The following is a 21,376-nucleotide window of genomic DNA, read 5'->3' as shown; positions in this document are numbered from 1 at the left end:
ACAATCCACGCGTTATTATCGGGGGTCGCGGACGCGCTATGGCAATCAAATCGGACAAATGGATTCGCCGCATGGCGGAATCCCAGGGCATGATCGAGCCTTTCGAAGCGGGGCAGGTACGGGAAACCCCGGAGACGGGGCGCATCATCTCCTACGGCACCTCCAGCTACGGCTACGATGTTCGCTGCGCCGACGAGTTCAAGATCTTCCACAATATCAACTCCGCCATCGTCGACCCCAAGAATTTCGACGAAAAGAGCTTCGTCGATATCAAGGCGGATGTCTGCATCATACCGCCTAACTCCTTCGCCCTTGCGCGCACCGTCGAGTACTTCCGCATTCCCCGCAGCGTGCTCACCGTGTGCCTGGGCAAGTCAACCTATGCCCGCTGCGGCATCATCGTCAACGTCACCCCGCTTGAGCCGGAATGGGAAGGGCACGTCACCCTGGAGTTCTCCAACACAACGCCCCTGCCGGCAAAGATCTATGCCAACGAGGGCGTGGCGCAGATGCTGTTTTTCGAGTCGGACGAAGTGTGCGATGTGTCGTACAAGGACCGTGCGGGCAAGTACATGGGCCAGCGCGGCGTGACCCTGCCCCGCTCCTGAGGCCGGGGATTCGTCGATGCGCCGCCCGTGGTGGACGCTCAAGGTGCTGAGCGGCTTCGGGCTCATCGGCCACTATGTCGCTGCCAGCTTTTACCCCGTGCCGGGCGCGTGGTTGCCCGGCCTGCCCTACGCCGCGTCCCTTGGGCTGATTCTGTTCGGCGGCGGCCTCAGCCTGTCTCACTATGTCGTGCTCAAACGGCGTAACGCCGTGGTGGAGCACCCCGAGCGTCTCTTGAGCCGCCCCGGCCTTTATCGGTTCATTCGTCACCCGATGTACAGTGGCGACTGCTGCCTGTATGCCGGGCTGGCGCTCTACCCGCTGAGCTGGATCAGCCTGTTGCTGTGGCTGGCCGGTTCGGTAGCCATCGTCCGCCAGGCGCAGATCGAGGACGCGCAAATGGCGGCCCGCTTCGGTGCTGAACATGCCGCGTGGAGACGCCGCACCGGCCTGCTGTTGCCACGCTTCCGGCGTTGAGGAGTGATGTCATGGCAACCATGAACTGGGCTGGATTGAAGCTGCCCCGCTGCCCGCAGCCGGCAGGCAACTTCCGCCCCTACAACATAACCGGAAACCTGGTGTTCCTCGCTGGCCAGACCTGCCAGGTGGACGGCCGCATGGCCTACACCGGCAAGGTGGGAGAGGGCTTGTCGGTTGACGAGGGCTACCAGGCGGCTCGCATCTGCATGCAGAACCTGCTGGCCGCGTTGGCTCTGGCGATTGATGACGACTGGACCCGGGTGCAGCGCTGCATCCGGCTGACGGGCTACGTGAATGCGGCGGCGGATTTCGCCGAGGTGCCCCGCGTGATCAACGGTGCCTCGGATCTCATCGGCGAGTTGATGGGCGAGAATGGCCATCATGCCCGCACCGCGATTGGCGTCGCCACGCTGCCCGGTAACGCGGCGGTGGAAGTCGAGGGCATTTTCGAAATCAGTGCGGCGACCCGCAGCGACGGCCATCCGCCGCCGTTCGTTGGCGGCGCGTAGGGCTGCGCCCGCAGGCACAAACGGGAGGCGCATGCGCCTCCCCCAGGGCCGGCGTCGTTGCGGTGCGTTACGCGCTTCGCGCTAACACACCCTACAGTGAGCCGTGCCTGATCGAGGCCGGCTGTAGGGTGCGTTAGGCTGAAGGCCGTAACGCACCGTGTCAGCAGTGGTTTTGCCCGCCCCGGTAAGCCGGAACAGCCGATTACAGCCTGATAATCTCTCCGCGCATGGGGGCGAGCAGCGCCAGCAGGCGATTCTGCGCCCGGATCGGGATGTGCTGGTATTCCATGACCTCCACCAGATCCTCCACCAGGGCATTGAAGCTTGCCTCGCTGATATTGCGGCCGGTATGCACCGTGACCATGTCGTCCCCGGAGTACACGCAGGGGCCGCCCGCGAGTTCGCAGATCTGCTCCGAGAGCGTGCGATGAAGCCGCCCTGGGTCGGCGTCGGCAAACTGATCGACAATGCGGCTGTCCTCGGAAATCCGGAATAGCAGGCCGTCCACCAGCGTCTCGATCCCCGTCATGCCGCCCAGGTCCTGATACAGGCTGTCATCCTGTGCCGGCTGACTCGCACAACCCACGAGTAGCGCCGCTGTCAGGCCGAGCCACAGGCCATGTCTGGTGATTGCCTTCATGCTGCATTTCCTCATCAGAACGTCCCCTGCACGCTGAGAAACAGGCCGCGCTGGTTCTCGATAGTGCCCACCGTGCCCAGGTCGACAATCGCTGCCGCCAGGCCCAGGTGCTTGGTGGGGAAGTAGGCGATGAACACATCCGCCCAGCGGGTTTCATCCAGGCCGAGGTTGTCCGGCTTGCTGCGATACTCAAGCCCCACCGCCGTGCGCTGGTCCAGCAGCACGGCCACGCTCAGCTCCGGCATCAGCTCGTGGCTGTTGCCCTCCGGTCCACCGAAACCGAGGATTCCCGTCTCGTTGGCGCGGGTCGCCCGCAACGTGCCGTTCACCAGCAGGTGGCGACCCCACAGTGCGCCCAGGAACAGCCGGCTGACGCTGATGTAGCCGTCGAAGTCCTTGTCGTTGCGGGCGCCTACCGCCTCGGGGATGTCGAAATCCCGGTTTCGCTTGTGCTGCACGCCGATGCTCACCTGGGGCAGCCGGTCGTAGATGAGGTCGCCCACCACGCGGTACTTGATCCCCAGGATATCCTGCTCGATCTGCTGGGTGCCGCCGAGCCCGAATGCGTCCTGCAAGGGGTTGCCGCTGTCGATGGTGAAGCTCTGGCGGGCAATGGAGAACTCCAGCCGATTATAGAGCGTGTAGTTGGCGGACAGGGTGCTCAGGGTGAAGTCCGGTGCGTTGGTGTGGGTGAGTGACACCGTGCCGCCCACCTGTTCGGCGGTGCCGTAGCCCGCGAGTACCGCCCAGGGCACCAGGCCGCCGCCGGCGGTGCCCTCGATCTGGGTCAGCCCACCCGTGGCCACCAGCCGGCCGCCGGCGCCAAAGGTCAGCCCTGGCAGCGCCAGCAGGGCCAGCAGGCAGACAAGCCGCCAGTGTGGTTTTCGTCGCATCATCCCCCCTTCAGGTGCATTGCCTGGCGTTGTCTATCGGCCGCACTGGCCCTGTCTCAAGCCCGGGTCGCTCCGCGCTGCAAGCCAGTCGCGCAGCGCATCGGCGTCGATGGGGCGGGAGATGCCATAGCCCTGGCCGGTCTCGCAGCCGATCTCCGCCAGCAGGGCTCCCGCGGCATCGGTCTCCAGACCCTCGGCAACCACGCTCAGCCCCAGCAGTCGGGCAAGCTGCACCGTGGTTCGCACGATGGCCTCGTCGGCAGCGTCGCCCGGCAGGCTCATGACGAAGCTGCGGTCGATTTTCAGCTCCTGCACCGGCAGGCGTTTCAACTGCGCCAGCGAGGAGTAGCCGGTGCCGAAATCATCAATGGCGAGGCTGATGCCCAGCCCCCGCAGCCGCTCTAGCTGCCGCGTAGCCTGGTCCGGGTCTTCCATGAACACGCTCTCCGTCACCTCCAGCGTGAGGCTGTCACCCGGTACATCGTGCCGTGCCAGGCAGTCCCGCACCGTGTCCAGCAAGGCCTGGTCGAGCAGATCCCGCGCCGACAGGTTGATGGACATGCGCAGCGGGTGGCCGTCATCCCGCAATCTGCGGCATTCGGCCAGGCCCTGATCAATGACGAGTTGGGTCAGCGCGTGAATGTGGCCCGATTGCTCCGCCAGCATGATGAATTCATCGGGCCGGATTTGCCCCAGCCTGGCATGCTGCCAGCGTGCCAGGGCCTCCACGCCCACCACCTGGCCGTCGGTCAGCGAAACCTGCGGCTGATACAGCAGATTAATCTCTCCATTGGCGATGGCAGGGCCGAGATCGTTCACCAGGCTCAGCCGCCGCAGGTGGGCCTCGTCCTCCCCGGCCTCGTAGATGGCCAGTTCCGTGTGCTGCAACCGCGCCCGTTCACGGGCGATCTCCGCCCGACGCAACAGGGTGTCCGCGCGCCCGGCGTCTTCCGGGTGGCACACCACGCCGGCCCGCAGGCTGAGCGGAATCTGCAGCTCCGGCAGGTCCACGGGACGGGAGAGTTGTTCCAGCAGCGCCTCGCCGTCCCGCTCCACGCGGCGAATGTTCCAGCCGGGCAGCACCAGCAGAAACTCGTTGCCGCCGGTCCGGGCCGCAAAGCCAGTGTCGCTGACCGTCGCTGCGAGCCTATCCGCCACCGCGCAGAGCATGCGGTCACCCATGGTGTAGCCCAGCGAGTCATTGACCTCGCCAAAGCGGTTGAGATCGATCAGCAGCACGGCGAAGGGCTGGCTGTTTTCGGTGGTGAGGGCATCGAGCCGTGCGCGGGCGAAGTTGCGGTTGGGCAGCCCGGTGAGTATGTCGTGGTCGGCCTGGTGCTGAATCTGCCGCTCACGCTCGGCGATGCCCGTCTGCATGCGGTTGAAGGCATCGGCCAGATCGCCGAATTCGTCATTGGACGGACGGGGCACGGTCTCGTTGTAGCGGCCGCCGGCGATACGGCTGGCAGCCTTGGCTAGCGCCATCACGGGCCGGCTCACCTGCCGCGCCATCAGCGACCCGGCGATCAGCGAGGCCAGCAGCAGGACACCGGCAATGGCCAGCAACTGGTTTCGCAGGGTGCGGTAGGGGGCAAGGACTTCGGTCTCCGACGCCTGCAGGTAGGCGGTGACGCTGGCGTCACCGCCGTCCAGCGGCACCCGTAGCGTAAACCAGCTCTCGCCACCCAGGTCCACCAGCCGTGCCCGGCCGTCTTCACTGCCCATGTCAGCCAGACCCTGCTGCATGGCTTCATGCAGGCGCGGGGGCAGGGTGGAGGCCAGCGCGGTCCCCTCACTGCGGCTGGTATGGAAGGTGACATCCAGCCCGGTGAGCTGCTTCAGCTCCAGCGCAAGATTCTCGTCCAGCTCAAAGCCCAGCGCCGTCCAGGCGATGGGTACCGGTGCCAGCACCGGCACCAGCACGAGTTGGACCGGCCTGCCTGCCACCTGCACCACACCAGTGGCAAAGGAGTCCTCCCGTGCTTGCTGGAGCAGATCCGGGAAGGGGAACTGCGCTTCCGCCAGGGATTCGTCCAGCGCCGTGATCAGGCTGCCGTCCAGTTCCAGGGCCATCGCAGCATCGGCCCCCACCCGGCCGCCGTGGTTACGCAGCGCCGAGCGGATGGTGTCGGCGTCGCCGGTGGCGACGGCCTCGCGAAAGCCGAAATCGCTGGTGAGTACGCTTGTGGTGGTGAGCAGCTCCTGGTTGCGGCTGGCCAGCAACTCGGCAAAGACCCGGCCACCCAGAGCCAGTTCATCCTGGGCCTGGCGGCTCAGGTTGGTGCCGGTGGTGCCGAGCACCGCGACGATGGTCACCAGCTGCGCGGCAGCCAGCAGACCGAGCATGAGGCCGAGCAGCCTGGTGCGGAATCGCCGAATGCGTAACAAGTCGCCCACCCTAGTCGTGACCGCGATGGCGCTGGAAGCGTTCTTCCAGCCCGCGCCGCCGCTGGTGTTGCAGACCTTCCGGCCCCGCCGGTGGCTCGTCCAGCACATCAAGTTCGACGACCAGATCCCCTACATCGGCCGCGACAACCTGGCGATGCACGGCCCCTTGCCGCTCCAGCACCGGATGCCAGATCACCAGCTCCGCATCGTCAGCGTCGGACGGCCGGGTCAGGCGATAGCCGCCATCGTCCCCGGCGGCGGCGAAATGGGCGGAGTCGAGCACCAGTATGTAACCCACCATGTGGTCGTGGATGTTGCAGCCGAGTACCACGGAGCCGGCGACATCGAAGAGCACCGGCTCCGCCGGGCGGCCGCTGTAGAGCGGCAGCTCGAAGCGCTTGGCCGGCGAGAACGAATACACGTGGTGCCGCACCTGATCACGGTTGGGGAAGTCCACCAGTGTGCCGCGCTGCACTGGCAGCACATGGGGCTGGTACTGCATGTCGCGATGGTCCATCTCGGCATGGGTTCCTGCGGTAGCCGTGCCGCTTTCCACATCGAAATAGGCCACTGCATGCTCAAGCGCCGCGCCGTCGCTGCCGATAATCTGTAAATGCAGGGTGCTGCCATGGGCGGCGACGCAGGCAGGCAGCAGCGCCGACAGCAGGGCGAGTCGTCGAAGCACCATCACGGCCCTCGTAGTGCGGTTATTTGCAAAAAGTAACACGCAGCGGGGCGGCGAACCGTCTAACGGCTCACAGTTGATGGCCGGCATCACGCTCGCAGGGCGACTTCAGGGGGCAATAGCGTGCGACAGTGTTACCGGATTTTTGTCACGCTCATCATCGCCGCCGGGCTGGCGCTACCGGCCCACGCCCAACAGGCCATGCGCGTCATGGCGGCGGGGGGGCTGGACCCGGTGCTGCATGATCTGGTGGCGCACTTTCAGCGCGACAACGGCAATGCGCGTGTCCGGATTGAATTCGGCGCCTCCGGCAAGCTCGCACGCCGGATTGCCGCCGGCATGCCGGCGGATGTCTACATCGCTGCGGATGCCGAGCATGCCCAGTGGCTGACCGACCAGGGCCTGGCCGCGGACATCGGTAACGTGATCGCCCTGGGCGAGCTGGCCTATTTTGTTCCGGCAGGTGCAGCGCTCCGGGCCAATGACGGCCTGTCGGCGCTGGCCCAGGCCATGGATGCGGGCCGTCTGGGCCGTTTCGTGATCGCGGACCCCGATCATGCACCCCATGGGCGTGCGGCCCGTGAGGCATTGCTGGAGGCTGGCGTATGGGCCGCCATCCAGCCCCATCTCGTTGTCGCAGATGACGCCGCCCAGGCCATGCGCTACGTCACCGGTGGTACCGCACGGGCCGGCCTGGTGCCGGCCCATCTCGCCCTGCGTCACCAGGAGCGGCGGCGGGGCATCGCCCTACTCATCGCCCCGGAAAGCCACGAGCCGCTGGAGTACCGGGTGCTGGTTATCAACGCTGACAGCGCGATGGCGACGGCCTTCGCCGAGTTTCTGCAGCAGCCGGAGGCTGCGGCGAGGTTGGCCGACTATGGTCTGCTGACGCCGGAGCCGGACTAATCTGTCTAGAGATCGCCTGCGGGGAGTTCAGGAAAGCGGCGGACGGGGCGAAATAGCACCTAACTGCATCAGCCGCGCCACACTAGCGAAGTGAATAACTCCTCTGTGCTTATGGACTTAGTTGATGTTGGCGAGTAGGCGTACCTTCAGTCGACCTTGTGGACTCTTTGTCCTGCAACGGCGCCGTGTGTTCACGGTAGAGTTCGGTGCCCAAGCGGATCAACCGAACCACCTCCAGAGGCTTCAGGGCCGCCCCCGCGACATGGTGAGTAACGGAGAACTGATTGCTCCGCGGGTTACCGTGGAATTCGAGCCAAAAACCCGACGCATGCAGCGCCTTACCCGCCAATACCGTCCATTCAGTCTCGATATCGCTCACTGTTCTTTGCCCTTCCAATGGACTCTCCTATCTCCAACTCAACGTAAGCTGCCACGTTAGCGCATCTGATACGACACTTGATGACACACTTCATTGGAGCCAATACGCATTCATGTGCGCCGATGACGAGCTGGTTTACTGAGCCAGGACTCGACGATGTCCTCAAACTGACCGAACACCGGCCGACCTACGTGGGGATTGTCAGTAGTTGGCCAAGCAATGGAGGCAGTCGGACAGGCGCGACCGACCCGTTGCAGAGATTCCCTTGGCATCCGCGTACGTCCGGCTTTGAGCGGGTGTCAAAGATGGACGTCAAATGACCGGTTGGTATCTCATCCTGTGTTCGCGATAACCTGCTGAGAAGATGATTACTTGTCTCGTCCGCCGCGTAGCTGGTCCGCTGCTATGAGGCCGGCAAGATGATTCAATCATCGTGCCGGCGATCCACTCACTGTTGTGTACCTCAGGAGCTATATGTGAAAACCCTGATGACCATTCTCATCTTGGTGGGGTTTTCTCTACCATCATTGAGCGCTGATGACGGAGCGAAGTCCCTACAGGAACTTCAAACAGAGGAGTTTCTGTTGGAGGGAAGCCTTTGTGGCGTCTCAGGAGGTTGTCCCCGGTTAGTCCGAGGGTGCTGATGGGTGTCTTACCTTTGAGACTACCGTGACGACGATGCCAGTTGTAGTCATGTAGGCAGCGCCGTAAGTGCTCAGAGCGTTCATTGGAACTGCTGTAGCAGTGCGCATACGCCCACTCGTGCAGCGCGGTCTGGATAAAGCGTTCAGCCTCCTAGCGCCGCAGGGGCTCTGGTCTCTCCAGCATCGACATCCGGTTCAGCCCATGACGCCGCAGAATCCGTGAGACCGGGGCGCGTGAGACGCCGACGCGCTCGGCGATGTGAGTCATTGTCCAACGCCGATGGCGCCACTCGATGGCAGTGGCCTCCACAGCATCAGAGGTACGCTGAGGCTGACGGCGGGGCCGTGAGGAGCGAGCGCAAAGCCCTGGAAAGCCCTCGCTCTCATAGCGTTTCACCCAGCGCCTGACGGTCTTCGGATCGACGCCATGGGCTTGCGCTACCGCCGATAGCTCCAATCGAGGGTAAGGACTCGATACACCATGGTCTCTCGACCCTTGGGCGTAACCACGGCATTCTGATGGACGTCCACGGGGTCATTCTCCTCTGGGTTGCTAGGTCCTCAAACTCAGCATCCCTCGGAGAGGCCCCATGGAAAACCCGGTGAGACATCACAGTTAGCCCACGGAAGAGAGTATTCAGCCGAACGTCCCACACAATGTTATTGGCCAGGAGTGACTAGCACATTCGAGCTTTACGCCAATCCCAAGCCTTTTGACATCGTTACCACAATCTAGAAATACGGAGCATGCGTAAATGCCCGGAGATTGCGCCTCAAGCGGGGCAACGTAACCGTGGGCCTGCGCAATTAGGGGGGTAGCTAATCTCGGCGACCGCGTGCACTGGCTGGCGATGTTAGGATTGCTTATGGGCTCCATGACGACACCCATCGAAAACGATAAGTCACGGATAACCGATTACTGCGAGGATTACCGTCGAACTTCGAGCCTAATAAGACTCTAAGCGTACAGTGCCCAGCCTTTCAAACATGTCTAGCCATCTTTGTTTTCGGTGAGAACTATTCCTCAGTTCAATGACCTTACCTCATCTCGAAACAATGCAAGTCGACAGTCTAGCGCGGGCGAAGTGAAGTTGTGCCCAACCGTTGAGCAGATAGCGAAAGGGTCAATTGCGACATTATTTGGTAGTGCCGGGCTTGGCCGAGATTAGTCATGGCAAAGTGCCAGCTGGGAGTTTCCTATTTCGCTTCTGCGAAGCGCGCATCCGGCAAGACAGGCGTTCCGTATTCAACCTAGGAAAACATGGCGGCATACTTGTCTTACGCCATGTGCCAGCCGTGGCTGACAATGATGGATTGACCGGTAAGGGCGTTGGTTGGGAAAGCGGCCAAGGCTACCGCCATCTCCGCCAGATCTTCCTGAGTGACGAATTCACCATTCACGGTGTGGCTCAGGAAGATGTTCTGGATCACTTCCTCTTCGGTAATCCCGTGGGTACGCGCCAGATCAGGTAGCTGACGTTCGAGCAACTCGGTCCGCACGAAGCCGGGGCAGATGGTATTAGCACGAACGCCATGGGCGGCTCCCTCCTTGGCAACTGTGCGGCAAAGGCCAAGGACGCCATGTTTTGCAACCACATAAGGTCCTTTCTGGACAGATGCCTCCTTGGAGTGGACCGAGCCCATGTATATTAGGCTGCCCCTGCCCTGTTGGTACATGTGGCGAAGCGAGGCGCGGGTGACAAGGAATGCGCCATCCAGATGCACTGAGAGCACCCGGTGCCAATCGGACAACTCCACCTCGTGGATAGGGGCCAGGTGTTGTATACCCGCATTCGGAATCGCCACGTCGAGCCGCTCCCAACGCTCGATCACCGAGTCGACGCCGGTGGCGACCGAAATTTCGTCGGTGACGTTCATCACCATAGTCATTGCTTCGCCGCCTGCGTCTTCGATTGCGTGTGCGGCTGTCTCCAGATCCTGCTCGTTGAGATCAGCCAAGGCGACTCGGGCGCCCTCCGCGGCAAATCGTTCGGCAATCGTTCGGCCGATGCCGCGGCCCGCGCCCGTGATTAGGGCGACACATCCGTCCAGTCGCATGGCTAGTTCTCTCTCCAGTCAGATTTCGGGGCGATGCTCTCACCGAGGCGATCAGGCGGCCTCGGTAACGTTACCCTCGAGGAGTCCGCGAATTCGCCGTTTCAGGGCCATCACCTCCGGGTCATCCTCAAGGCGCGGTCTAGGCGCATTGACCTTGATCTCTTCCTGAATGCGCCCTGGGCCCTTGGTCATGACGATGATTCTGTCCGAGAGGCGGATCGCCTCGTCGATGCTGTGGGTGACCAGAACGACCATCTTGCGCTCCGACTCCCAGATGCGCAGCATTTCGTTCTGCATCAGTTCCCGATTCTGGGCGTCCAGAGCGGCGAAGGGTTCGTCCATAAGTAGCACGTCCGGGTCCACCGCCAGGCCGCGGGCGACGGCGACACGCTGTTTCATGCCGCCGGAGAGCTGGTGCGGGTAGACATTCTCGAAGCCTTGGAGGCCGACCAATTCAATATGCTCCTTTATGATGTGATCGCGTTCACGCTTCGGAACCCCCTTCATTTCCAGGCCGAAGCCGATGTTCCGTTCGGCGGTCATCCAGGGGAAGAGTGCGTAGTCCTGGAAGACGACCGTCCGTCGCCAGTCTGGCCCACGGACCCTTGAATCGCCTACGTGGATCTCGCCCTGAGTTGGTTTCTCGAAGCCGGCAATCATCTTGAGCAGTGTGGTCTTGCCGCAGCCGCTGCTCCCCAGGATCGAGCAGAACTCGTCCTGGGTGACCCGGAACGACACGTCGTCCACGGCAAGCAGCGGGTCGGCGCCGGCGCGTGCTGGATAGAGCTTGGAAATATTGGACAGTGTCAGTGTGGTCATGTGCGCATGTTCCTTGAGTTAGTCATCGGCGCGTTGCTGAACCCAGGGCAGGAATATATCGCTCAGTGTTCGCACTACCAGGTCGATCAGCAGACCGATGATCCCGATCGTCAGCATGCCTACTGCAATGATGTCCGTGCGCAACAGGGTACGAGCGTCATTGATCAGGAAGCCGAGCCCGGAAGTGGCACCGACGATTTCGGCTGCGACCAAGGCCATCCAGCCGACTCCGATGCCGACGCGCATGCCCGTTACGATGTGCGGAAGGGCGGCGTTCAGGACCACTCGCAGCAGCACCTTCGCTTCGCTTGCACCGAGGCACCGCGCTGCGCGAATCAGGTTGGTCTCGATACTAGCGACGCCTGCGATGGTGTTGAGCAGCAGGGGGAAAAATATACCGAGGAAAATGATGAATTGGTTTTGCCCATCGCCAATGCCGAACCAGAGAATACTGAGCGGGATCCACGCCAGCGGCGGGATGGGCCGCAGGATCTCGATCAGCGGATTCATCTGTTCGTAAATAATGCGTGACCAGCCCACAGCTATGCCGATGGGGATGGCGATACTCGCATAGAGCAGCGCCACACCAACCCGTTTCAGGCTAGCGAGGGAGTGATCGAGCAACCGGCCAGATGAGATGAGATTCCAGGCGGCGGTCACGATCTCACTCGGTGCTGGCATTAGCAAGGCGGTATGGCCGGTCAACAAGTGTCCGGCTACCACTTCCCAAACCAATATGAGCGTGATAAGCAGGGTAAGGCGGCGTAGGAAGAGCAGGGTATTGATGACCCCCCGGAGCAGAGGGTTGCTCCGGGGGGCATTGCGGGTCGCATCCGTTATGCTCTGAGCCATGCCTGATCAGTCCTCTGGCGTGTAACGCGTGCCATCGAACTCCCAGGGCGCAACCAGATCCTGGGGCTCGGGCCAAGGCTGTGGATCAGTCAGAGTTGCCGAGGAGTCATATTCCGGGTAGGGCAGATCGCCGATTTCATGATCCCATCCTGCGGGGAGGAAAGGCGGCTGGTCTGGGACCTTCCAGCCCAACTTGTTGAAGGTCTCTTCCATGAAGGAAGCATCAAAGGCCGCTTCGTAGTCCGCGGCGGTAACCATGCTGTTGAGGCGGCCGCCCTCATATAACCACTTCGAGATGCGCTCGTTCTCTTTGGACCAGAACTCTGCGAACGGATAGGCAGCCGTGGGCTTGTAAAGGTTGTTGTGCATGGCAGTCTGCTGTGCCAGAAGCTCCCGATCCCAGGTCTCTAGTTCCGGCTGCTTCGCCAGCAGATCCACCGCCTGGTCGGGATTCAGTCGGATCCACAGCGAGGCCTCGATGAAGGCGTCAGTAATCGCCTGGACGACGTCTGGGACGTTGTCGATGAGTTCCTGACGGACGTACTGGTTCCCCTGGTAGAAGTTGTAGGAATAGATAGTGTCAACGACGCGTCCACGCTCATGGAATTCGGAGATGATGGTGGCTGCCGCGTCCCAAGGCACCACTGCGTCAAGCCCGCGCGGCATGGTCATCTGTTCGGGAAGGGACATGTTGCGCAACTGGACGTCTTTGCCGATCTCGACCCCGTGTACCGCTGCGGCCTGGACGAAGTAGAACTCTGCCGATGAGCCGGTGGCCAGGCCGACCACCGCCGGTCTGTCACGATTGGCGAAGTCCTCGAAGGACTCGATCTCAGAGTCGTTCGGCACAATTGTGGCGTGGAGCAAATTCGGCGTCAGTACACCGATGGTCTGAATCGGAACTCCGCGCTCCACCAACGACGTGAATGGGAAGTTGCCGCCGATGCCTACCTGGGCGCGGCCGCTAGCGATGACCTCGTTGATCTCTGGGCCAGTGCCAAAAGAGGTCAGATTCGCTTCGATGCCGCGCGCTTCTAGAAGTCCGCCGTGGACCATGACGACGTTAAGGGTGTTGGCACCCGACCAGGGCGCCTGATAAGCCATGCTGATTGGCCACCAGCCACGATCCTTCAGCCAATCAATGGATTCCTCCGAGATTTGCTCATAAGGCTGGGGCCAGCCCCAGTCGTTAAATTCCTGATCAGCTATGGCGAACGCCGACGCGAAAGCCAGCACTGCGCCGGCGGCACCAGCAAGGGTGGTATTGAATAACCGATTCACAGATTTACTCATAGTCTGCTCTCCTCCGTTTTTAGATTCCCTCGGCTGATCCATCCCAAGGTGGTTTCCGACTGCCGGACCTTCCCGAGTGGAGAACGCTGAGAGTTACTTTCTTATTTATCGATAGTAATTATTTCGAATAATGATAACACTCCTTATAGGTCGTGCAAGTTAGGAGCTATACGAGGGCTCGACCGCGCCGAAGCGGCGTGTCGGACGTGGAGGAGGCGAGCATGTGGATCTTGGGTGCGCTCGCCCTTCTTCCAGATCATCTTCGTCCTGGGAGATGATTCCTTCCCTTCAGTGAGCAGTTACGCCCGCAACGCGAGCATTGCCACGGCACCAGATGCGAACGTGCTGGTCACCGGGCAGCGCAACGGCAGTGGCATTAATGTCTACCGCTACGACCCGGACGCCCGAACCCTGGAGCGGGAGTGGGCATGGGAAGAGCCGCCGCGCCGGCGGTGGCCGTTTTGATGGTCTGGAGGCTGTGGTGAATGGTGTTGTAGTGCGTTACGCGCTTTGCGCTAACACACCCTACTAAAGGGCCGCGGTGGACGTTAATCGGAGGTTGGCGCTGGGTGAGGCCATTGAACGTGGGATCGCGCACCGCGCGCGACGCACCACACTGTCGCCAAAACCTTGCAGGGCTGACGGGCTGCGGCTAACCTCAATGGCACACCGTCAGACCCACCCGGCGACGTCAGATGCCAGACGCACAGAAACAGGCATCGACGGGCGGGACGACAATGGACAGTCAGAAATAATAATTAATTTGGGGGTAAGGCCTTGGACTCGCCGTTGCGATCTACGTTCGCTCGTGGGCTTTCGTTTGCCCGACCAATGCACCGTGGTTGCTATAGGCGACCGTCGTTTCGTCGTTGGCTTGGTGGTGGATGTCTGCTTCTCGCAACCGCGCTCCCTGCGGTCGGGCATGCGTCCGCCGATCTCAGATTCTCGCCGGCCCCTCAAACGTCAATAGCGTCAGGTACTACAACTTACAGCGCCACGGTTGCACTCATCGCGAATACTCAGATCGAGTTGGCGGAAGCTTGCCAGTTGACCGCGAGTGTCGTTGCGGTGCCCGTAGACACCGAGCTTGCTCAGATCGAAGACGTTAACTTGAGCGTGGCGGCTGGTAGCTACGGGCTAGGCGAGACCATGGATGATGGCACTGCCATCTTCCAGCTCGGCCCCGAATTTGAAGATGTCGGCATCTTCGAGGTCAACATCAGCGGGGCCGGAGGGACCTGCTTCCCCAACGGATCTCCGACGTTCGATATCGTCGTGAACAACGATCCCGTGACCGTGGAGTTCTTCGAACAGCCAGATTCACCACCGCAAGGCCCAAATAGCATCAACATCGCCAACGCGTCCGCCGGCGAGACCGTGACGCGGGAATTCACCGTCTCCAGCGATAACCCGCCGATTTTCCTTGAGTCTGACATCGGCTTTGTCACCCCCTCAGCGATCGAGGCGGCAAGTGGTGTAGCCACGTTTAGCTTTGATGTGCCTGCGGAGGCAGAGGATGGTGACAGCTTCAGTGGCGGCATTCTCGTGTTCGATGGCGGAAACAGCGAAGGCATCGAGATCCCCGTCACGATTACGGTGGGCCAGCAAAACCTCTCCGAACAGGAAGGTCTCACGCCGCGGCAGCGTAGTGTTGCGCGCTCACTGGACGCTGCCTGTGGCGCTCTTCGCGAAATTCCCGAGGAAGAGCGCACCAGTCGCCAGAACGACCTCATCGCCACCTGTGATCGCGCCGCCGAGTCCGGTACCCCCGGCGCCATCTATGACGGCCTTGCCCCGGAGGAAGTCGCCGCTCAGGGCCGCGCCTCCATGCAGACCATGCGCCAGCAATTGCAGAACGTGGGCTCACGCATCACCGAGCTGCGTGCCGGCGCCACGGGCTTCAGCGCCCGGGGCTTCAACGTGGCGCTGGATGGCGAACGCCTGCCGGTTAACCTGTTCACCAACGCGCTGGGCGCGGGCGCCAGTGACGATATCCTCGCCTTCAGCAACTTCGGCTTTTTCGTCAACGGCTCGGCGGCCTTCGGCAATCGCCAGCAAACCGACAACGAGCAGGGGTTCCGCAGCCGCACGCTCGGGCTCACCGCCGGGCTCGACTACCGCTTCTCGCCACAGACCATCGGCGGCGTGGCGCTGGGCTACACCCGCACCGATACCGATCTGCGCAACAACGCCGGTGGTGTCGATGTGGACGGCTACAGCCTGTCGCTCTACGGCACGCACTTCCTGCCCCGGTCGTTCTACGTCGATGGCATCGTTACCGTGGGCCGCAACCGCTACGACACCGTACGGACCGTGTTCAGCGGGCCCGATGGCCAGAGTGCAAAGGCACGGCCCGACGGCATGGAATACGCCGTTGGCCTCAATGCGGGCTACGACCTGAGCGACGGCCCCTGGACCGTGGGTTTCCAGACCAGTCTGGATTACGTCCGTGTGGAGATCGACAGCTACCGCGAGCGCGCCACCAATTCCAACAACCCCGGCGCTGGTTCCCTGTTGCGCATCGACAGCCAGACGATCGAGTCGAAAACCGCAGAAGTCGCGGTGCAGCTGTCCTATGCCGAAAACTATCCCTGGGGTGTGATGGTGTACTCCACGCGCTGGGGTCTGGAGCGGGAGTTCAGCGACGACAGCCGCCGCATCAATGCCCGCTTCATCGAGGACCCCACCAATACCCGCTTCTCGCTGCGCACCGATGACCCGGACCGCACCTACATGAACATCGGCGGCGGGCTCACCGCGCAGTTCGCCCGCGGCCGCGCGGCCTACCTGTTCCTGGAGAGCGTGGAGGGCCGCAGCGGGTACAGCCTCTATACCGTCGATGTCGGCTTCAGGATGGAGTTCTGAGCGTCTCGACAAGGATCGGGCGTGGGTTGCGGTGCGTTACGCGCTGCGCGCTAACAGCACCCTACAGCGGGCACGGCTCACCTAGCGGTGCGCTACGCGCTGCGCGTTAACGCACCCTACGGTGGGCACGGCCCGACCGGGCTTATCGAGGGAGGTCGAAGAAGCCGTGTTCTACGGGGGTGCGGGTCTGGATCGAGACGACCTCCTGCTGGACGGTGCCGCGCTCGTCGACGGTGCGCATGGGCAGGCCTAGTTCCGGGTAGTTGGCCATGGCGGTTTGCTGGGCGGCTTCGCAGGCCCCCAGGTCTTCGCCGGCGCGGCGGGAGGCGAGCCGTTGGCGCTGGTTGAATTCGCTCATGGTTCGCAGGTAGTCGGCTGCTGCTGCGCGCTCCATCGCGTCTCGGGATAGATACACATAGCCGCAGGTGCGGCGATTCCCCAGCATACGGTAGCGCTCGGTGTTGTAGCCGGCGATGCGCGGGCCGCTGCCTGTGTGCTCAAGCGATGTGGCGTAGTTGTTGTTGGCGGGCGCATCGGCGGGCAGTTGCGGCAAGTCCGCGGCGAGGTTCATTGCGTCGCGCCGCGTCGGGAAGACGGCATAGAACCGTTCGAAGCGGGTGTTCAGCAGCAGATAGGAGTCGCCGCTGCCCTGCACCCGTACCCGGCTGCCGTCGATCCAGGTGCGGGTCATGGCGCCGTCGCGTTCCGCGATGGTGATCAGCGAGACGGCGTGAGACACTGCCGGCGCGGCGATCAGAGCGACCAGCAGGCAGGCGTAGAGGGTGGTCTGTCGCATTGTGGCGGTTCCGTTAAGTGCGTTGGCACTGAAGACGGCGGCCAGTATGCTTGAAGCCGCGCAGTCTGAAAATGGTCGACTGCTTCTTGCCGCCGGCGCCTTGCCGGCCCGTTGCCGGGCCGCCTGTGGGCCACCGCAGGAGACGGATAAATACGCATGTTTCTGGAGAGAAACCCCCGCTTTGTCAGCCGCCTTACCCGGGACACCATGGCGATGATTCTCGCCGGTGGCCGGGGTGGGCGCCTTGCCAACCTCACGGATTGGCGCACCAAGCCCGCGGTGCCGTTTGGCGGCAAGTTCCGCCTTATCGACTTTCCGCTGTCCAATTGCATCAACTCCGGTATTCGCCGCATTCAGGTGCTGACCCAGTACAAGGCCCATTCCCTGATTCAACATGTGCAGCGGGGCTGGGGCTTTCTGCGTGGCGAGTTCGGTGAGTTTGTCGAACTTGTGCCGGCGCAGCAGCGGCTGGATCAGCCGTTGTGGTACGCGGGCACGGCGGATGCCGTGTATCAGAGCATCGATATCATTCAGGCCCATGCCCCGGAGTACGTACTCGTTCTGGCGGGTGACCACGTCTACAAGATGGACTACGGCACCATGATCGCCCGGCATGTGGAGTCCGGCGCGGACATGACGGTGGGTTGCGTGGAGATGGAGCGCGACCGCGCCCGGGCCTTCGGCGTGATGCGGGTGAACGAGGAGGGCGTCGTCCAGTCGTTCAGCGAGAAACCGGACGACCCACCCGCCATCCCCGGTGATCCGGAGCGTGCGCTGGTTTCCATGGGCATCTACGTGTTCAACCGCGAGTATCTGTTTCGTGTGCTGCGGCATGACGCCGAACGGCAAGACTCCTCGCGAGACTTCGGCCGCGACGTGATTCCGGAGGCCATTCGCAGCGCGCGGGTGGCGGCCTACCTGTTCCGGGATCCGCAGACCAACGAACAACCCTATTGGCGCGATGTGGGCACGGTGGACGCTTTCTACGAGGCAAACCAGGAATTGATCGGCGCCTCACCCGAGTTGGATATCTACGACGAGGAATGGCCGATCTGGACTTATCAGGCGCAGCTGCCACCGGCAAAATTCATTAACGTGCCGGTATCTGGTGAGAACCTGCCGGGTATGGCGGTGGATTCCATGGTCTCCGGCGGCGATATCATCGCCGGATCCCTGGTCCGCCATTCGTTGTTGTTTTCCCAGGTGCACGTGCGGCCCAACTCTCTGGTGGAGGATTCCGTCATTCTCCCGGCGGTCACGGTGGGGCAGGGGGCGCGTATCCGCCACGCGGTGATCGATGAGGGCTGCGATATCCCCAACGGCATGGTCATTGGCCACGATCCCGAGCAGGACCGGCGGCGCTTTCATGTCTCGCCGGGCGGGGTGGTGCTGGTGACCCCGGAGATGCTTGGCCAGGAAGTCGACCATGTCCGCTGACCCGGCCCGATGCACGGCCTGCCGGCTTTGTGAAACGCGCACGCAGGTGGTCTTGCCGGATGGTGCTGCAGGGGGGCTTCTGGCGGTGGGTGAGGCCCCGGGCCGGGATGAGGACCTGCAAGGCGTGGGTTTTGTCGGCCGGGCCGGCCGCACGCTGGATGGCGTTCTGCTGGAACTGGGCCTTCACCGGGCCGATTACGCCCGCACGAACGTGGTGCGCTGTCGACCTCCGGAGAATCGCAAGCCCCGCCGCGATGAAGTCCAGGCCTGCAGCGGTTGGCTGCAGGGCGCCGTTAACGCGCTGCAGCCCCGCGTGATTCTGGCCGTTGGGCAATCGGCTGCCGAGCAGTTGCTCACGCTTCCACGGCAACCCTATCTCGAGTTCGTGGTGGCGACCCTGCAGGGTAGTGAGCCGCTGCAGCGCTACGGTGGCGTATCCGTTGTGCCCATGCCCCATACCTCGCCACTGGCCTGGAACCGCCGTCGCGCCGATGGCACCGCGCTGCGCGATATCGGCGCCCGTGCCGCCGCGCAGGCCGTGTCGGTGCTGGCAGCGGCGGGCGCACCGGCGCGCCGTTGACCTGCGTCAATTTGTCGCTCCACCCGGTCAGGCATCATTGTGCAAGCCTAGGAAACCAATGGGTTGGGACAGCGCATGATGAGTCAGCAAGCGGCAGAATTCAGCAAAACGCTGGGCCGCCGGGTAAGGATGATCCGCGGTAACGAATTACTCACCCGCCGGGAGCTTGCGGAACGCTCCGGGGTGTCTGAGCGCTACCTCGCCTCGCTCGAGACAGGGCAGGCCAATCCGTCACTGGCAATTCTGTTTCGTCTTGCCGGCGCGCTTGAATTGCCGATCGAGAAGCTCCTGTGTCCCTCGGTTGCCGAAGTCCCCGCACGAAGCAGCCAGCCAGAGATCACGCATCACCGACATCACCCCATCGGGTGACCGCTGCCGGCAGCCAGCCGGAGCGAACTATGGTATAACCTCGCACCGAGTCGTCACCGGCCGCTCTGGCCGGTGACCCCTCCAAGCCGCATGCGCCGGCCCCCTGGACGGTGCACAGCCGACCAAAGAGGTGCGCGATGACCACCATCCGCCAGGACGACCTGATCCAGAGCGTTGCCGACGCCCTGCAGTACATCTCCTACTATCACCCGGCTGACTTCGTGCGCGCGGTCAGCGAAGCCTACGAGCGTGAGGAATCCAGCGCCGCCAAGGACGCCATGGCCCAGATTCTGATCAACTCCCGTATGTGCGCGGAGGGGCGGCGCCCCATCTGCCAGGACACGGGTATCGTCACGGTGTTTCTGAAGGTGGGCATGGATGTGCGCTGGGACGCCGACATGGGCGTGGAGGACATGGTCAACGAGGGGGTGCGTCGTGCCTACAAGAACGAGGACAATGTCCTTCGCGCCTCGGTGCTGGAAGACCCCGCCGGCCGGCGTCGCAATTCCGGCGACAACACCCCTGCGGTAATCCACATGCAACTCGTGCCCGGCGACAAGGTCGAGGTGGAGCTTGCCGCCAAGGGCGGTGGATCAGAGGCCAAGGCCAAGTTCGCCATGCTCAATCCCTCTGACAGTATTGTCGACTGGGTTTTGAAGACGGTGCCCACCATGGGCGCTGGCTGGTGCCCGCCGGGCATACTGGGCATCGGCATCGGTGGCACGGCGGAAAAGTCCATGGTGCTGGCCAAGCAGGCCTGCATGGAGTCCATCGATATTCACGAGTTGCAGGCCCGTGGGCCGAGCAACCGCGCAGAAGAACTGCGCCTCGAACTCTTCGAGAAGGTGAATCAGCTTGGTATCGGCGCCCAGGGCCTGGGCGGGCTGACCACCGTGCTGGACGTCAAGGTGCTGGATTACCCCACCCACGCTGCCAACCTGCCTGTGGCCATGATCCCCAACTGCGCCGCCACCCGGCATGCCCATTTCGTGCTGGATGGGTCCGGCCCCGTGGCGCTGGATCCGCCGTCCCTGGACGACTGGCCTGAGGTGACCTGGGCGGCTGGCGACACTGCGCGGCGGGTCAATCTCGACACCGTCACGCCGGAGGAAGTGGCGTCGTGGAAGCCGGGTGAGACGCTTCTGCTCTCCGGCAAGATGCTCACCGGCCGCGATGCCGCCCACAAGCGTATTGCCGACATGTTCGCCCGCGGCGAGGCATTGCCGGAAGGTGTCGATTTCCACAACCGCTTCATCTATTACGTCGGGCCTGTGGACCCGGTGCGCGATGAGGTTGTGGGGCCGGCAGGGCCGACAACGGCCACCCGCATGGACAAGTTCACCGACATGATGCTCGACAAGACCGGCCTGCTCGGCATGATCGGCAAGGCCGAGCGTGGCCCGGCCACCGTGGAGTCCATCCGCAAGCACAAGGCGGTGTATCTCATGGCGGTAGGCGGTGCCGCCTACCTGGTGTCGAAGGCCATCCGCAAGTCGCGGGTTGTGGCCTTCGAGGATCTGGGCATGGAGGCAATCCACGAGTTCGAAGTCGAGGATATGCCGGTCACCGTGGCGGTGGACAGTGCGGGTGAATCCGTCCATGAGGCGGGCCCGCGCATCTGGCGGGAGAAGATCGGCAAGATCCCCGTGGTGACCGAGCCCGCCTAGGCGTGCTACTCAGACCACCCCCTGCTCTGGCGGGTGGTCCTCTCTTCAGGCGGCTTCCCGATCCGCTATTTCGTGAATGCGCTCCACCATGGCGAAGAAGCCGTTGCGGCGGTTGGGCGTGAGCTGCTGCTCCAGGCCGAGCTTGGTGAACAGTGCTTCGATATCCGTTTGCCGGATTTCCTCCGGCGTGCGGCCCGAATAGGCCATCAGGATCACCGCAATCAGCCCCTTGACGATAAAGGCATCGCTGTCCGCCTGGAAGCGAATACGCGGCGCAGCGCCGTCCTCGGTATCGTGGACCAACCAGACATTGCTGGTGCAACCCTCGACCCGGTTTTCCTCGATCCGCGCCTCCTCGGGAAACTCCGGCAGTTCGCGGCCCATATCGATGAGCAGGCGGTAACGATCCTCCCAGTTATCCAGGAATTCGAAACTCTCGACCAGGTCATCAATGGTCATGGGGGTTCTCCAGGCGAATTTCGGTCACCAAAGGTAACATATCGGCCCCGT

At 62.8% G+C, this 21,376-nt stretch carries 21 protein-coding genes and 1 pseudogene; 10 read left to right on the top strand and 12 right to left on the bottom strand.

Annotated elements, in window-relative coordinates:
* The first annotated feature begins 38 nt into the window (after positions 1–38).
* The 3 genes from dcd to J2T57_RS03795 are packed head-to-tail and all read left to right on the top strand — an operon-like array spanning position 39 to position 1,595.
* Positions 39–608, top strand: a complete 570-nt coding sequence (dcd, locus tag J2T57_RS03805; protein ID WP_253474494.1) for a dCTP deaminase — start codon at positions 39–41, stop codon at positions 606–608.
* 16 nt (positions 609–624) lie between these two features.
* Positions 625–1,083, top strand: coding sequence for a methyltransferase family protein (locus tag J2T57_RS03800; RefSeq protein WP_253474490.1), 459 nt, complete (start codon positions 625–627; stop codon positions 1,081–1,083).
* A gap of 11 nt (positions 1,084–1,094) precedes the next feature.
* Positions 1,095–1,595 (top strand): RidA family protein, encoded by a 501-nt coding sequence (locus J2T57_RS03795; protein ID WP_253474487.1) that lies wholly within the window; start codon positions 1,095–1,097, stop codon positions 1,593–1,595.
* Between the two features lie 202 nt (positions 1,596–1,797).
* Here the strand turns inward: J2T57_RS03795 and J2T57_RS03790 are convergent, their stop codons facing one another.
* From J2T57_RS03790 to J2T57_RS03775, 4 genes are read right to left on the bottom strand one after another with little or no spacing between them, the layout of a single operon-like run.
* Complete coding sequence (locus J2T57_RS03790) at positions 1,798–2,235, bottom strand: group I truncated hemoglobin (protein ID WP_253474484.1); 438 nt, start codon at positions 2,233–2,235, stop codon at positions 1,798–1,800.
* Between the two features lie 14 nt (positions 2,236–2,249).
* Positions 2,250–3,131: a DUF3034 family protein gene (locus J2T57_RS03785; RefSeq protein WP_253474481.1), complete on the bottom strand. Its 882-nt coding sequence runs from the start codon at positions 3,129–3,131 to the stop codon at positions 2,250–2,252.
* Between the two features lie 30 nt (positions 3,132–3,161).
* A complete protein-coding gene (locus tag J2T57_RS03780; protein ID WP_253474478.1) occupies positions 3,162–5,516 on the bottom strand; it encodes a putative bifunctional diguanylate cyclase/phosphodiesterase in 2,355 nt (784 codons plus the stop codon).
* Positions 5,517–5,526: 10 nt separating this feature from the next.
* On the bottom strand, positions 5,527–6,204 hold the full coding sequence (locus J2T57_RS03775; protein ID WP_253474475.1) for a methylamine utilization protein: 678 nt from the start codon (positions 6,202–6,204) through the stop codon (positions 5,527–5,529).
* Between the two features lie 120 nt (positions 6,205–6,324).
* Between J2T57_RS03775 and modA the strand changes: the two genes are divergently transcribed.
* Positions 6,325–7,107, top strand: a complete 783-nt coding sequence (modA, locus tag J2T57_RS03770) for a molybdate ABC transporter substrate-binding protein (protein WP_253474472.1) — start codon at positions 6,325–6,327, stop codon at positions 7,105–7,107.
* Positions 7,108–8,119: 1,012 nt separating this feature from the next.
* Here the strand turns inward: modA and J2T57_RS22560 are convergent.
* The 6 genes and pseudogenes from J2T57_RS22560 to J2T57_RS03745 all read right to left on the bottom strand — a co-directional run.
* Positions 8,120–8,281: pseudogene (locus tag J2T57_RS22560) on the bottom strand (integrase core domain-containing protein); the annotation flags it as partial.
* Positions 8,282–8,587: a helix-turn-helix domain-containing protein gene (locus J2T57_RS22555; RefSeq protein WP_436262681.1), complete on the bottom strand. Its 306-nt coding sequence runs from the start codon at positions 8,585–8,587 to the stop codon at positions 8,282–8,284.
* 821 nt (positions 8,588–9,408) lie between these two features.
* Complete coding sequence (locus J2T57_RS03760; RefSeq protein ID WP_253474469.1) at positions 9,409–10,188, bottom strand: 3-hydroxybutyrate dehydrogenase; 780 nt, start codon at positions 10,186–10,188, stop codon at positions 9,409–9,411.
* Between the two features lie 51 nt (positions 10,189–10,239).
* Positions 10,240–11,007, bottom strand: coding sequence for an ABC transporter ATP-binding protein (locus J2T57_RS03755; RefSeq protein ID WP_253474466.1), 768 nt, complete (start codon positions 11,005–11,007; stop codon positions 10,240–10,242).
* Between the two features lie 18 nt (positions 11,008–11,025).
* The gene (locus tag J2T57_RS03750; RefSeq protein WP_253474463.1) at positions 11,026–11,859 is read right to left on the bottom strand and encodes an ABC transporter permease; all 834 of its coding nucleotides are present in this window, start codon (positions 11,857–11,859) and stop codon (positions 11,026–11,028) included.
* 6 nt (positions 11,860–11,865) lie between these two features.
* On the bottom strand, positions 11,866–13,194 hold the full coding sequence (locus tag J2T57_RS03745) for an ABC transporter substrate-binding protein (RefSeq protein ID WP_253474460.1): 1,329 nt from the start codon (positions 13,192–13,194) through the stop codon (positions 11,866–11,868).
* 192 nt (positions 13,195–13,386) lie between these two features.
* Here J2T57_RS03745 and J2T57_RS03740 point away from each other — a divergent pair, with 192 nt between their 5' ends.
* Together J2T57_RS03740 and J2T57_RS03735 are read left to right on the top strand one after the other, a co-directional pair.
* Positions 13,387–13,617 (top strand): hypothetical protein, encoded by a 231-nt coding sequence (locus tag J2T57_RS03740; protein ID WP_253474457.1) that lies wholly within the window; start codon positions 13,387–13,389, stop codon positions 13,615–13,617.
* A 582-nt stretch (positions 13,618–14,199) separates the two neighbouring features.
* On the top strand, positions 14,200–16,017 hold the full coding sequence (locus J2T57_RS03735) for an autotransporter outer membrane beta-barrel domain-containing protein (protein ID WP_253474453.1): 1,818 nt from the start codon (positions 14,200–14,202) through the stop codon (positions 16,015–16,017).
* Between the two features lie 142 nt (positions 16,018–16,159).
* On the opposite strand, the gene J2T57_RS03730 is transcribed toward J2T57_RS03735, so the two are convergent.
* A complete protein-coding gene (locus J2T57_RS03730; RefSeq protein ID WP_253474450.1) occupies positions 16,160–16,813 on the bottom strand; it encodes a hypothetical protein in 654 nt (217 codons plus the stop codon).
* Positions 16,814–16,969: 156 nt separating this feature from the next.
* Here J2T57_RS03730 and glgC point away from each other — a divergent pair, with 156 nt between their 5' ends.
* The 4 genes from glgC (at position 16,970) to J2T57_RS03710 (ending at position 20,866) form a co-directional block, all read left to right on the top strand.
* The gene (gene glgC / locus J2T57_RS03725; protein WP_253474447.1) at positions 16,970–18,250 is read left to right on the top strand and encodes a glucose-1-phosphate adenylyltransferase; all 1,281 of its coding nucleotides are present in this window, start codon (positions 16,970–16,972) and stop codon (positions 18,248–18,250) included.
* Positions 18,240–18,830 carry a uracil-DNA glycosylase gene (locus J2T57_RS03720; RefSeq protein WP_253474444.1) on the top strand — a complete coding sequence of 197 codons (591 nt, stop codon included), beginning with the start codon at positions 18,240–18,242 and terminating at the stop codon, positions 18,828–18,830. Before glgC ends, J2T57_RS03720 begins: the two co-directional genes overlap by 11 nt.
* A gap of 75 nt (positions 18,831–18,905) precedes the next feature.
* Positions 18,906–19,199: a helix-turn-helix domain-containing protein gene (locus tag J2T57_RS03715; protein ID WP_253474441.1), complete on the top strand. Its 294-nt coding sequence runs from the start codon at positions 18,906–18,908 to the stop codon at positions 19,197–19,199.
* Between the two features lie 137 nt (positions 19,200–19,336).
* Complete coding sequence (locus J2T57_RS03710; protein ID WP_253474438.1) at positions 19,337–20,866, top strand: fumarate hydratase; 1,530 nt, start codon at positions 19,337–19,339, stop codon at positions 20,864–20,866.
* Positions 20,867–20,911: 45 nt separating this feature from the next.
* On the opposite strand, the gene J2T57_RS03705 is transcribed toward J2T57_RS03710, so the two are convergent.
* Entirely contained in the window at positions 20,912–21,325 is a 414-nt protein-coding gene (locus J2T57_RS03705; protein ID WP_253474435.1) for a SufE family protein, read from the bottom strand.
* Between the last annotated feature and the right edge of the window lie 51 nt (positions 21,326–21,376).

The organism is Natronocella acetinitrilica (genome assembly GCF_024170285.1).
GTDB lineage: Bacteria > Pseudomonadota > Gammaproteobacteria > Nitrococcales > Aquisalimonadaceae > Natronocella > Natronocella acetinitrilica.
The sequence above is the reverse complement of the archived record's forward strand: the minus strand, read 5'-3'. Positions and strand labels throughout refer to the sequence as shown.

What these genes read in the sequence shown, in the direction of transcription:
- dcd (WP_253474494.1), top strand. Translation starts at nt 39, where the DNA reads ATGGCAATCAAATCGGACAAATGGATTCGCCGCATGGCGGAATCCCAG.
- J2T57_RS03800 (WP_253474490.1), top strand. Translation starts at nt 625, where the DNA reads ATGCGCCGCCCGTGGTGGACGCTCAAGGTGCTGAGCGGCTTCGGGCTC.
- J2T57_RS03795 (WP_253474487.1), top strand. Translation starts at nt 1,095, where the DNA reads ATGGCAACCATGAACTGGGCTGGATTGAAGCTGCCCCGCTGCCCGCAG.
- J2T57_RS03790 (WP_253474484.1), bottom strand. Translation starts at nt 2,235, where the DNA reads ATGAAGGCAATCACCAGACATGGCCTGTGGCTCGGCCTGACAGCGGCG.
- J2T57_RS03785 (WP_253474481.1), bottom strand. Translation starts at nt 3,131, where the DNA reads ATGATGCGACGAAAACCACACTGGCGGCTTGTCTGCCTGCTGGCCCTG.
- J2T57_RS03775 (WP_253474475.1), bottom strand. Translation starts at nt 6,204, where the DNA reads ATGGTGCTTCGACGACTCGCCCTGCTGTCGGCGCTGCTGCCTGCCTGC.
- J2T57_RS03760 (WP_253474469.1), bottom strand. Translation starts at nt 10,188, where the DNA reads ATGCGACTGGACGGATGTGTCGCCCTAATCACGGGCGCGGGCCGCGGC.
- J2T57_RS03755 (WP_253474466.1), bottom strand. Translation starts at nt 11,007, where the DNA reads ATGACCACACTGACACTGTCCAATATTTCCAAGCTCTATCCAGCACGC.
- J2T57_RS03750 (WP_253474463.1), bottom strand. Translation starts at nt 11,859, where the DNA reads ATGGCTCAGAGCATAACGGATGCGACCCGCAATGCCCCCCGGAGCAAC.
- J2T57_RS03745 (WP_253474460.1), bottom strand. Translation starts at nt 13,194, where the DNA reads ATGGATCAGCCGAGGGAATCTAAAAACGGAGGAGAGCAGACTATGAGT.
- J2T57_RS03730 (WP_253474450.1), bottom strand. Translation starts at nt 16,813, where the DNA reads ATGCGACAGACCACCCTCTACGCCTGCCTGCTGGTCGCTCTGATCGCC.
- glgC (WP_253474447.1), top strand. Translation starts at nt 16,970, where the DNA reads ATGTTTCTGGAGAGAAACCCCCGCTTTGTCAGCCGCCTTACCCGGGAC.
- J2T57_RS03720 (WP_253474444.1), top strand. Translation starts at nt 18,240, where the DNA reads ATGTCCGCTGACCCGGCCCGATGCACGGCCTGCCGGCTTTGTGAAACG.
- J2T57_RS03715 (WP_253474441.1), top strand. Translation starts at nt 18,906, where the DNA reads ATGATGAGTCAGCAAGCGGCAGAATTCAGCAAAACGCTGGGCCGCCGG.
- J2T57_RS03710 (WP_253474438.1), top strand. Translation starts at nt 19,337, where the DNA reads ATGACCACCATCCGCCAGGACGACCTGATCCAGAGCGTTGCCGACGCC.
- J2T57_RS03705 (WP_253474435.1), bottom strand. Translation starts at nt 21,325, where the DNA reads ATGACCATTGATGACCTGGTCGAGAGTTTCGAATTCCTGGATAACTGG.